This is a genomic window from Streptomyces sp. H27-D2 (genome assembly GCF_035828615.1).
In the GTDB taxonomy this organism is placed as follows: domain Bacteria; phylum Actinomycetota; class Actinomycetes; order Streptomycetales; family Streptomycetaceae; genus Streptomyces.
The window spans coordinates 81,118-91,584 of sequence record NZ_JAYMZR010000001.1 but is presented as its reverse complement, the minus strand read 5'-3'; the positions used below and the strand labels follow the sequence as shown (position 1 = coordinate 91,584).

Here is a 10,467-nt window from a genome sequence, read left to right as displayed (position 1 = left end):
TGGTCGCGCTGCCCGACCCGGTCGGCGAGGTCGTACGCGGCTCGACGCTGCCCAACGGGATCGACCTGCGCCAGGTCCGGGTGCCGCTCGGCGTGGTCGGGATCATCTACGAGGCCAGGCCGAATGTGACCGTCGACGCCGCCGCGCTGTGCCTCAAGTCGGGCAACGCGGTGCTGCTGCGCGGCTCCTCCTCCGCGCACGCCTCCAACCTGGCCCTGGCGACCGTGCTGCGGGACGCCGTCGAGGGCGTGGGGCTGCCCGCCGACGCCGTACAGCTGGTGCCCGGCGAGAGCAGGGAGTCCGTGCGCGAGCTGATGCGGGCGCGCGGCCTGGTCGATGTGCTGATCCCGCGCGGCGGCGCGTCGCTGATCCGCACCGTCGTGGAGGAGTCCACGGTCCCGGTCATCGAGACCGGCACCGGCAACTGCCACGTCTACGTGGACGCGCTGACCGACATCGGCATGGCCGTGGAGATCCTGGTCAATTCCAAGGCGCAGCGCCCGAGCGTCTGCAACGCGGCGGAGACGCTGCTGGTCCACCAGGACATCGCCGCCGACTTCCTGCCGCGCGCGCTGGAGGCGCTGGCCGAGGCCGGGGTCACCGTGCACGGCGACGAGCGGGTGCTGACCCTGGCGGACGCCGCCGGCACCAAGGCGGCCATGGTGCCGGCCACCGAGGCGGACTGGGGGACCGAGTACCTCTCGTACGACATCGCGGCCGCGGTCGTCGACTCGCTGGAGGCGGCCGTCGCGCACATCCGGCAGTGGTCCTCCGGCCACACCGAGGCGATCGTCACCACCTCGCAGGCCGCGGCGCGCCGGTTCACCCGGTTGGTGGACTCGACGACGGTCGCGGTCAACGCCTCGACCCGGTTCACGGACGGCAGTCAGTTCGGTTTCGGCGCCGAGATCGGCATCTCCACGCAGAAGCTGCACGCGCGCGGGCCGATGGGGCTGCCGGAACTGACGTCCACGAAGTACATCGTCACGGGCGACGGTCACGTGCGCCCCTGACCCATCCGCCTCCGGGTCCGCCGTTCCGGCGAATTCTCTTGCGCCGGAACCCACTTGCACTGCCCAAATCGACCGCTCCGGTCTAACCTGGACGTGTGCCGGACGATGTGGGGGGCATGCCGTTCCCGGACGGCGATGAGCCCGACAGCCGTGATCACGGGGCGGCGGACGAGGAGTTCGCCTCCCTGGTCTTCGACGAGGACTTCGTACGGGCCGCCGAGATCCATGAGCCCTCCGCCGTCGAGCGGATGCTGGCGGCCGCCCAGGCCCGCGCCGACGCCGAGGCGGCCCGCGCGCGCTCGGGCGGCGGAGCGGCCGACGACGAGAGCTACGACGACGGCTACGCCCGCGAGGGCACGGGCCGGGACGGCGAGCTCGGACCCGCCTTCGACGACGAGCTCGAATACGGCCCGTACGGCCGCTACGGAGGCGCTCTGCGGCCCTACCGGGGCCAGGGGCGCTGGCATCGGCCGGTGGCCTGGCTGCTGGCGGTCCTGATGGGCGTCGGCGTGGTCGCCCTCGCCTTCACCGCCGTCTACCGAGGCGCGGCCGGCAGCCGGCAGACCCCCGCGCCGCCTCCCACCACCAGCGGAGCGGACCGGGAGGCCGGCAGCGGGGCGGACGGCGGCACGACGGACAATCCGGCCGGCCGGCCGGGCGCGCTGCCGTCGGTGTCGGCCGACACCTCGGCTCCGACAGCCTCGGCGCTGCCGCGGTCGCCTTGAGGGCGGCGGCTTGAGCGGGGGCGGCGGCGCGGGTGGGCTGGAGTGGGACGGCCAGTCCACTGCGAGTGCCCCACGGTCAGCGATCCGTGCCCGCACGCCTTAAGCCCGCACGCCGTAGCCAGCGCCCAGTAGCGCTCCGTAGTCAGAGCCTCGCGTCTCGTGCCGCCGACAGGCGTCGCCCGCGCCGCGGCGGCGTGCGCGTTTTGTTGAGCTTCCGTCAGAAGTTGTCGCACGGCGGGGCGTTTACCTTGCGCCCGCTGGACCTACCCTTGAAGTATGACCGGGCCTGGAGACCCACCTGAGGGGACACCCGAAGGCGTCCCGGGAGGTGGTGAGGAGGAGTACCGATCCGTCGTCTTCGACGAGTCGTTCGTCCGCGCTGCCCGGCTCCAGGAGTTCTCCGCGCGGGAGCGGATGCGGGATCACGCGCCCGCCGTCAGAGCCCGCCGCCTGTGGGCCCGCAGCGGTGGTTCCCGGCAGGCCGTCATCCTGGTGCTGCTGATCGTGATGGCCTTCGGAACCGCCGTCTACATGGGCGTGCGCCATCCCTACCAGAGCAAACCGGTCGCCGTCGCCGGGCCGCTGCGGAGCACCCTGATCCCGCTCGCGCCGCGCGGCGAGGTGCCCGGCGGGCAGCCGGAGGATCTCTTCGAACACAGTCCGGCCGCGCAGTTCCGGATCGGCACCGAGGGCGTCACGCTGCCCGCCGTCCGGCGGACCCGGAACTTCTCGAACGGGCAGGTGGTCGCAGCCCTCACCAGCGCCAAGGACTACGTGGTCCAGTCCTCCCTCGACCCCGACGTCCTCACCGGCGGCGCCGTACGGCCCGTACGGCCGCTGCTCGATCCGGCGCAGCAGGCCCAGTTCGACCGCAGCATGGAGCAGCCAGCCGACGACGGGCGGCACGCGGCGACCGGCTGGCTGGTCCGCTTCGACCCGACCAAGGTGGCGCTGGCCGACCCGCGGATCCGGGTCGAGGGCACGCTGAGCGTCAGCGAGACGCGCCCCGACGTGCTGGAGGTCGCCGCCGACCACACCATCGTCTACGCGGTACGGGCCGTGCGGGACGGGAAGGGCGGGGCCGGGCGGGCCTCGCTGTTCACCGTCCGCCGCGAGTTGCGGTTCCGCTTCGACCGCGACGATCTGCGGGACCGGCAGCTGGAGGTCGTGCAGAGCTCGCTGCAGGCCGGGCCGCTCACCTGCTCCTCCGACCTGGCCGGCCGGCTGCGCCCGCTGCTCGCGGGGCAGCACGCGACCTCGGAGGGCCCGGCCGGCACGGATCCCTACGCACACGGCCGGGCGACCGCATCGCTGTGCGGCGTGCTGGCGGCTAGCGCTCAGCCGAGCCCGCGGCACCCGGGTCGTTAGGGCCGTCGTCGCCCGGGGCGCCGCCCGGTCCGCCGTCGGCGCTGTTCGCGCCGCCCTTGGCCGCGCCGCCGGGCGGGGTGCCGCCCCCGCCGGTGAACTTGTCCCGCAGCTTGCCGCCCAGGTCCCCCGCGCCGCCCGCGATGTCGCGCACCAGGCCCATCAGCGGGTCCTTGCTGTCGCGCACCGAGCCCGCGTAGTGGCTCGCGGACTGCCGGAAGGAGTCGCTGACCGAGGCGTCCTTGTCCTCGTCCCGCCGGGGGTAGTGGCCGTCCATGATCCGCTGGTACTCGCGGCTCCCGGCCCACTTCTTCAGCTCGGCGGCGCGCACCGTGGTGAACGGGTGGGTGCGCGGCAGCACGTTGAGGATCTTGAGCACGGAATCGCGCAGATCGCCGCCGGACTCGTACTCCTCGGCCTGCTCCAGGAAGGCGTCGACGTTCATCTCGTGCAGATGATTGCCGCCCGCGATCTTCATCAGACCGCGCATCGACGCCCGCAGGTCCTGGCCGACCAGCAGCCCGGCCCGGTCCGCCGAGAGCTCCGACTTGCGGAACCACTCGCGCAGCGCCGTCACGATCGCCATCACCGCGAGGTTGCCCAGCGGGATCCAGGCGACCTTGAGCGCGAAATTGGTGAGGAACAGCAGAATGGTGCGGTAGACGGAGTGCCCGGAGAGCGCGTGGCCCACCTCATGGCCGACGACCGCCCGCATCTCCTCCTCGTCGAGCAGTTCCACCAGACCGGTGGTGACCACGATGATCGGCTCGTCGAGGCCGATGCACATGGCGTTCGGCTGCGGGTCCTGGTTGACGTACATCGCCGGGACCTTCTCCAGGTCCAGGATGTAACACGCGTCCAGCAGCATGGTGTTGAGGTGTGTGAACTGCCGATCGCTCACCCGCACCGAGTCGGACAGGAACAGCAGTCGCAGACTGCGCTCCGGCAGCAGCCCGCTCAGCGCCTTGAAGACCGTGTCGAAACCGGTCAGCCGGCGCAGCGCGACCAGAGCGGAGCGGTCCGCCGGATGCTCGTACGCACGTGAGGAGATACCGGGGAACCGCTGCCGGTTCCGGCTGGGGATGTTCTCGTGCGCTTCCGTGCCGTCACTCATCGTGTGGCCCCCCTTGTTGGGCGTCATTGGGCTTGTCGGTCCCATTGGCTCATCGGCGCCGCCGTCGAGGCCCGCCTCCCGCTTCCCCGCCGGCTGCCCGTCCCCGGCTGCCCCCAGCCTAGGCGGTGCCCCTGACATCGATACGGTGGAGACATGTCCGACTTCACCGCGCTGCTCGCGGTCCCCGCGCATACGGAGGGGCCCGGCTCGCTGCTGCGCACCCTCATCGTCGTCTCCGTGGTCGGTGCGGGCCTGCTGGCCTGGTTCCTGCTGCGCGGTTACGGGGGTCAGGACTGAGCCCGCGCGGCGGGCGCGGTGCCGTCCGCCGCACTGATCGCGGCGGTGTCGCGGTTAAGACGCGAGGAGTCGGCGTCGGGTTGCGAAGGCCCGGCGCTTACGATGTGGCAGAAGTCTCTGCCCGACCACACCCCGGATAGGTCCTGCTGACGATGAGCCTCCCCAGCACCGCCCACACCGTTCTGACCACGCTCGCTGCCGAAGGCGGCGAGCACGGCGGCGGTCACACCAGCCTCAGCCCCTACCTGACGGGCGGCGGCGCGCTGTTCGTGCTGCTGCTCCTGCTGTGGATCACCACCCGCTTCAACCGGGACCGCTGAGGCCGGGTCCCGGTGCGGGACATCGCCCAGTAGGGTCTGCACGCATGGGAGAGCAGACAGGGCCCGTGAAGCGGCGGCTCGGTGTGATGGGCGGGACTTTCGACCCGATCCACCATGGTCACCTCGTCGCCGCCAGCGAGGTCGCAGCACAATTCCACCTCGACGAGGTGGTCTTCGTGCCGACCGGACAGCCATGGCAGAAGAGCCACAAAGAAGTGTCCCCGGCCGAGGACCGGTATTTGATGACGGTCATCGCGACCGCGTCGAATCCGCAGTTCTCGGTGAGCCGGATCGACATCGACCGCGGCGGCAAGACGTACACCACCGACACCCTGCGCGATCTGCGCGACGAGCACGCCGACTCGGACCTGTTCTTCATCACCGGCGCCGACGCGCTGTCGCAGATCCTCGGCTGGCGCGACGCGGCGGAGCTGTTCTCGCTCGCGCACTTCATCGGGGTGACCCGGCCGGGTCACGTGCTGACCGACAAGGGGCTGCCGGACGGCGGTGTCTCGCTCGTCGAGGTCCCCGCGCTGGCGATCTCGTCGACCGACTGCCGGCACCGCGTCGCCCAGGGCGACCCCGTCTGGTACCTGGTGCCGGACGGCGTGGTGCGCTACATCGACAAGCGCAAGCTGTACCGGGACGACGAGACCACGCACTGAGCGCGCGCCGCGACTGAACGTCCGCCCAGGCCACCGCACGACCCGGCCACCGCATGACGCGACCACCGCACGACCCGGCGTACGGGGAGCACACGACACCATCGGGAAGGGCCACTGGTGAACGACCGACAGGACCCGTACGCGCAGGGCCGGCAGGTCGTCGGATACGACGCCTACGGGCAGCCGGTGTACCAGCAGGTGCCGCAGCAGGCGTACGACCCGTACGAGCAGCAGGCACAACAGCAGCAGGCACAACAGCAGGCGCAGGCGCAGCAGCAGATGCCGTACGACCCGTACGCGCAGCAGCCGTACCAGCAGCAGACGCAGCAGCAGGTGCAGCAAACACAGCAGCAACAGCAGGGGCAAGGCCAGGGGCAGGGCTACGGATACGACCCGTACGGCGCGCCCCAGCAGCCGCAGATCCCCCAGCAGCAACAGCAGTCCCAGTACACGCAGCAGGCCCAGCAGCCCCCGCCCAGCCAACAGCAGCCGCAGCCGCCGTACGCCTACGACCCGTACGCCGACGGCACCGGTCAGCAGCCGCGTGTCGTCGAGCAGCCGGAGCCGGAGCCGGAGCGCGCGCAGGCGGCGAAGCCGGGGCCGGGCGGCTCGGACTCGGATTCCGACGGCGAGGCGGCGGACTACCGCACCGAGCAGTTCTCGTTCATCGAGGAGCCGGACGACGACTCCGAGGACGTCATCGACTGGCTCAAGTTCGCCGAGACCCGCACCGAGCGTCGCGGCGAGCGCAAGCGCCGGGGCCGTAACCGGGTGACGCTGCTGGTCCTGGTCCTGGTGATCGCGCTGGTGGGCGGCGGCGGGTACCTCTGGTACGCGGGCAAGCTGCCCGGTCTGCCCGGCTCCGGCGCGGGCGCGGCCGAGGCCGGCGGCGCCCAGAAGCGTGACGTGGTCGTGGTGCACCTGCGCGAGGTGAAGAGCGGCAGCAGCTCGACGGCGTTGCTGGTGGACAACAGGACCACCAAGAAGGCCACCACCGTGCTGCTCCCGAACACCCTCGCGCTCTCGCCCGAGAGCGGCGGCAGCACCACCCTGGGCCGGTCCGTCGCGGAGGACGGGGCGGGCCCGACCCGCGACTCGGTCAACACGCTGCTCGGCGCCGACATCAAGAGCACCTGGCGGCTGGACACCCCGTACCTGGAGAACCTCGTCGAGTCGGTCGGCGGCATAGCCATCGACACGGACACGGCCGTTCCCGGCGCGAAGAAGGGCGACAAGCCGCTGGTGGCGAAGGGTTCCGCGCAGGACCTGACCGGCCAGGCGGCCGTCGGCTACGCGACCTACCGCGCGCCCGGCGAGGGACAGGCCAAGCAACTGCTGCGGTTCGGTCAGGTCATGCGGGCCGTACTGAAGAAGGTCTCCAGCGAGCGGGACGCGGCGACGGCGACGGTGCGCTCGTTGCAGCAGATCCCGGACCCGTCGTTGTCGGAGGCGCAGCTCGGCGGGTTCCTGGCGCGGCTCGCCGGGCTGGCGAAGAGCGGCTCGTACGGCACCGCGCTGCTGCCGGTGGAGCGGAACGGGACGCTCAGCGAGCGGGCCGCCCAGAGCGTGGTCAAGGATGTGCTGGGCGGCACGGTCAAGGAGAACGACCCCAAGGCGACGCCTCGGGTGAACGTCAAGAACGCCAGCGGCGCCAAGGGCTCGGCGGGCTCCGCACAGGTCACCTTGGTCAATGGCGGTTACACCTACATCGACGGCGGAGCGGCGGGAGCGGCCCGGACCGTCTCGCAGGTGACCTACTCGGACGACGCGCAGCGCGGGAAGGCCGAAGAGGTCGCGAAGACGCTGGGGCTGTCGGACGGTGTGGTGAAGAAGGGCAAGAGCGCGCCGAACGCCGATGTCACGGTGATTCTGGGCAGCGACTACAGCGGCTGAGCCGGCTTCCGGCCGGTCGGGCCCGGGTCGGCCGGCTGTCGGCCGGCCGGCTCCGGGGCAGCTGCGGGTCGGCTCCCGGGCGGCCGGGAGCCGGGTCGTGGCCGGAGTGGGGCTCGGGGGCCGGGCGCGGGCTGTCCGGGGGGCGTCAGTGGGCTGTCCGTGGAGTGTCGGCGGGTCGTGAGACCCTGGGGGAGACTGCAAGTACTTCCACCTGCACGCCCGACGACCCGAAAGCTTCACTAGTGACCGCCACGGACCACGCCACCGAGCTGCTCCAAGTCGCCGCCCAGGCGGCTGCCGACAAGCTCGCGCACGACATCATCGCGTACGACGTCAGTGAGGTACTGGCGATCACCGACGCCTTCCTGCTGGCCTCCGCGCCCAACGATCGCCAGGTCAAGGGCATCGTCGACGGGATCGAAGAGCAGCTGAACAAGGAGTTCGGCATCAAGCCGGTGCGCCGTGAAGGCGAGCGCGACGGCCGCTGGGTGCTGCTCGACTACATGGACATCGTGGTGCACGTCCAGCACAGCGAGGAGCGGGTCTACTACTCGCTCGAGCGCCTGTGGAAGGACTGCCCCGAGATCGACCTGCCGGCCGACGCCGTCGCGACCCGCGGCAAGGCCGAGGAGCACGCCAAGGCGAACACCCCCGCTGAGGAGCTGGACGGAGAGCTGAACTGAACGGCGGCAAGGCGGGCCGCGACCGCCGGATCGTCCTGTGGCGGCACGGCCAGACCGCCTGGAACCTGGAGCGGCGCTTCCAGGGAACGACGGACATCGCGCTGACCGAGACCGGCATCGCCCAGGCGCACCGCGCCGCCAGGCTGCTCGCCGGACTGCGGCCGGACGCGATCATCGCCTCCGATCTGCGACGCGCCGCGGCGACCGCGAGGCAGCTGGCCTCGATCACCGGCCTCGACGTGACGTACGACGAGGGCCTGCGCGAGACGTTCGCGGGCGACTGGCAGGGCATGACGCACGTCGAGATCGTGGAGCGGTTCGGGGACCAGTACCGGGCCTGGAAGCGCGGCGAGCCCGTGCGGCGCGGCGGCGGTGAGCTGGAGAGCGAGGTCGCCGACCGGGCGGCCCCGGTCGTCGAGCGGCACGTCGAGAAGCTGCCCGACGGCGGCACACTCGTCGTGGTCAGTCACGGCGGCACCATCCGCACCACCATCGGCCGGCTGCTCGGGCTGGACTCCCGTACCTGGGAGTCGCTGGGCGGGCTGTCGAACTGCTGCTGGTCGGTGCTGGGCGAGGGCGCCCGCGGCTGGCGGCTGCTGGAGCACAACGCCGGCACGCTGCCGGAACCCGTGCTCGGCGACGACGACTGAGCGTGTTCGGCGGCTGCGAGCGGCGGCCGTGAGTGAGTGCGCTCAGCGGCATGGATTCAGCGGCATGGATCGGGAGCGCTCGGGGAGGCTGCCGGCCGGAAGCAGCCCGGATTTCACATCTGGGCAGGTCACCGGCTAAGCTTCTTCTTGTTCGCGGCGCACCGGTGGTTGACACCGAGAAGCTGGGAACAGCGGGGCTGTAGCTCAGTTGGTAGAGCGCTTGCATGGCATGCAAGAGGTCCGGGGTTCAATTCCCCGTAGCTCCACAATCACCTCGATCCCGTCTCCCTCACAGGGAGGCGGGATCGTTGCTTTTCCCGGTGGGCCGGGGCTGGCCGACGGGCCGGCCGGCAGTCCCGTGCCGTCGGCGGGCCGGCCCGCTGCCCGCCGGGTCGTCGCCCTGGCGCCGATCGTCGCCATGCTTCGCCGCTTGCCGCTGTTCGCTGCGGCTCTCCGGCGTCTCGTCGGCCCGTGGACTCGCGGCGGCAACCGGCCAGTTGATCGCGTTCGGGGTGGCGCGGACCGCCGCGTGGCTCGATCCCACCCGTCGCTCCGGGATCCGAACGGCAGCGGGACACGTCGAACGTGCGCGGGCCGGCCGTGACGTTAGCCAACTCGGACCGCCCAGGGGGCGGCCGTATTCGGGACGCTCTACCTCAATCGGCCCGAACTGGCCGGAGTGGAGCCGGTGTCGAACGCATTGCCGCTGTGCGCCGTACTCATAGGGGGAGCGGCATGGTCCGGCGGGTTGGCCGGACTGCTCCGACGTCAGCGCTGACCTCGGGGCTGTCGCATGACAGAATCGGCGGACGGCCGCAAGGGGAGGAGCGCGATGCCGACGAGCATTCTCGAGGGGGTCAACGATCTCCTCGACATTGCCGAGGCGCAGGGATATGACTGGCTGCCGGAATACGCGCTCCGCTTCACCTGCCCCGCAGAACCGGCGGCGCCGGTGGGCCGCTGCGTCGTGGGTCTCAAGTGTCCTACGTGCGGATCGGCCCATGTGGCCCAGGTGCTCGGAGACAATGGCGGAATTTCCTACGTGTGCACGGCCTGCGGCCACAGTTGGAGCTGACTGATGGGTGCACACAGCCGAAAATGCGACTGGTGCGGCAACGGGACGCCGATTGTCCGCGACATGGAGCCGATCAACGGCGACTATCAGTACTGGTGCGAGGAATGCGCGCGGGCGCTGATCATAAAAGGCGATCCCATTGAGACGTACCGCGAGTTGGAGGGCGAGCCGATCTACGGACGGCTGCTCGACGAGCACTGCACGCTGAAGCGGTTCTACTCCTTCGCCACTGCCTGACCGCCGGTCCGGCTGCCTGACCGCCGGACGGGCCGGCCGGCTGTCCTGCCTGACTGGCTGCGTACCTGATCGGCCGCGTACCTGACCAGGTGGTCGGCGCGGCCGCTGACCGGCCGGGCGGAGGTCCACGGCTGCTCGCCGTGAGCCGTGTCCGATCGCCGCCGGGGGAGACCCCGGAGCCGGGCCGGAAGGCGTCGGTGCGCCCGCCAATCGATTTGGTGGAAGGCGGGGGATGCCGTGTAAGGTTGGCGAAGCCGCTGCGGGAAACTCAGTCGGCGAAGATCTGGGGCTGTAGCTCAGTTGGTAGAGCGCTTGCATGGCATGCAAGAGGTCCGGGGTTCAATTCCCCGTAGCTCCACAGAAGCGAGAGCGGGTCGTCCGATACGGGCGGCCCGCTCAGTGCATTCCCCGCTCCCTTTGCACCCGCCGC

At 71.2% G+C, this 10,467-nt stretch carries 12 protein-coding genes and 2 tRNA genes; 13 read left to right on the top strand and 1 reads right to left on the bottom strand.

Features of this window, described 5'->3' with window-relative positions; genetic code table 11:
- From QMK28_RS00440 to QMK28_RS00430, 3 genes are all read left to right on the top strand, one after another.
- A partial coding sequence (locus QMK28_RS00440) for a glutamate-5-semialdehyde dehydrogenase (protein ID WP_326434885.1) occupies nt 1-1,013 on the top strand: 1,013 nt, incomplete at its 5' end.
- 95 nt (nt 1,014-1,108) lie between these two features.
- Nucleotides 1,109-1,738 (top strand): SCO2584 family spore wall biosynthesis protein, encoded by a 630-nt coding sequence (locus QMK28_RS00435; protein WP_326434884.1) that lies wholly within the window; start codon nt 1,109-1,111, stop codon nt 1,736-1,738.
- 276 nt (nt 1,739-2,014) lie between these two features.
- Nucleotides 2,015-3,106, top strand: coding sequence for an SCO2583 family membrane protein (locus QMK28_RS00430; RefSeq protein ID WP_326434883.1), 1,092 nt, complete (start codon nt 2,015-2,017; stop codon nt 3,104-3,106).
- Here the strand turns inward: QMK28_RS00430 and QMK28_RS00425 are convergent.
- Complete coding sequence (locus tag QMK28_RS00425) at nt 3,069-4,217, bottom strand: M48 family metallopeptidase (RefSeq protein WP_326434882.1); 1,149 nt, start codon at nt 4,215-4,217, stop codon at nt 3,069-3,071. The genes QMK28_RS00430 and QMK28_RS00425 overlap by 38 nt on opposite strands.
- Nucleotides 4,218-4,370: 153 nt before the next feature.
- Here QMK28_RS00425 and QMK28_RS00420 point away from each other — a divergent pair, with 153 nt between their 5' ends.
- From QMK28_RS00420 to QMK28_RS00375, 10 genes are all read left to right on the top strand, one after another.
- Nucleotides 4,371-4,514, top strand: coding sequence for a hypothetical protein (locus QMK28_RS00420; protein ID WP_326434881.1), 144 nt, complete (start codon nt 4,371-4,373; stop codon nt 4,512-4,514).
- Between the two features lie 152 nt (nt 4,515-4,666).
- Entirely contained in the window at nt 4,667-4,834 is a 168-nt protein-coding gene (locus QMK28_RS00415; RefSeq protein ID WP_326434880.1) for a hypothetical protein, read from the top strand.
- Nucleotides 4,835-4,878: 44 nt separating this feature from the next.
- Nucleotides 4,879-5,499 carry a nicotinate-nucleotide adenylyltransferase gene (gene nadD / locus QMK28_RS00410; protein WP_326434879.1) on the top strand — a complete coding sequence of 207 codons (621 nt, stop codon included), beginning with the start codon at nt 4,879-4,881 and terminating at the stop codon, nt 5,497-5,499.
- A 117-nt stretch (nt 5,500-5,616) separates the two neighbouring features.
- Nucleotides 5,617-7,392 (top strand): LCP family protein, encoded by a 1,776-nt coding sequence (locus QMK28_RS00405; protein ID WP_326434878.1) that lies wholly within the window; start codon nt 5,617-5,619, stop codon nt 7,390-7,392.
- 242 nt (nt 7,393-7,634) lie between these two features.
- Nucleotides 7,635-8,075: a ribosome silencing factor gene (rsfS, locus tag QMK28_RS00400; protein WP_326434877.1), complete on the top strand. Its 441-nt coding sequence runs from the start codon at nt 7,635-7,637 to the stop codon at nt 8,073-8,075.
- On the top strand, nt 8,072-8,725 hold the full coding sequence (locus QMK28_RS00395; protein ID WP_326434962.1) for a histidine phosphatase family protein: 654 nt from the start codon (nt 8,072-8,074) through the stop codon (nt 8,723-8,725). The genes rsfS and QMK28_RS00395 overlap by 4 nt, the downstream gene beginning before the upstream one ends.
- Before the next feature lie 193 nt (nt 8,726-8,918).
- Nucleotides 8,919-8,991, top strand: a tRNA-Ala gene (locus QMK28_RS00390).
- A gap of 566 nt (nt 8,992-9,557) precedes the next feature.
- Nucleotides 9,558-9,800: a hypothetical protein gene (locus QMK28_RS00385; RefSeq protein ID WP_326434971.1), complete on the top strand. Its 243-nt coding sequence runs from the start codon at nt 9,558-9,560 to the stop codon at nt 9,798-9,800.
- Between the two features lie 3 nt (nt 9,801-9,803).
- Nucleotides 9,804-10,037 (top strand): hypothetical protein, encoded by a 234-nt coding sequence (locus QMK28_RS00380; protein WP_326434876.1) that lies wholly within the window; start codon nt 9,804-9,806, stop codon nt 10,035-10,037.
- Between the two features lie 285 nt (nt 10,038-10,322).
- A tRNA-Ala gene (locus QMK28_RS00375) sits at nt 10,323-10,395 on the top strand.
- Nucleotides 10,396-10,467 lie beyond the last annotated feature (72 nt).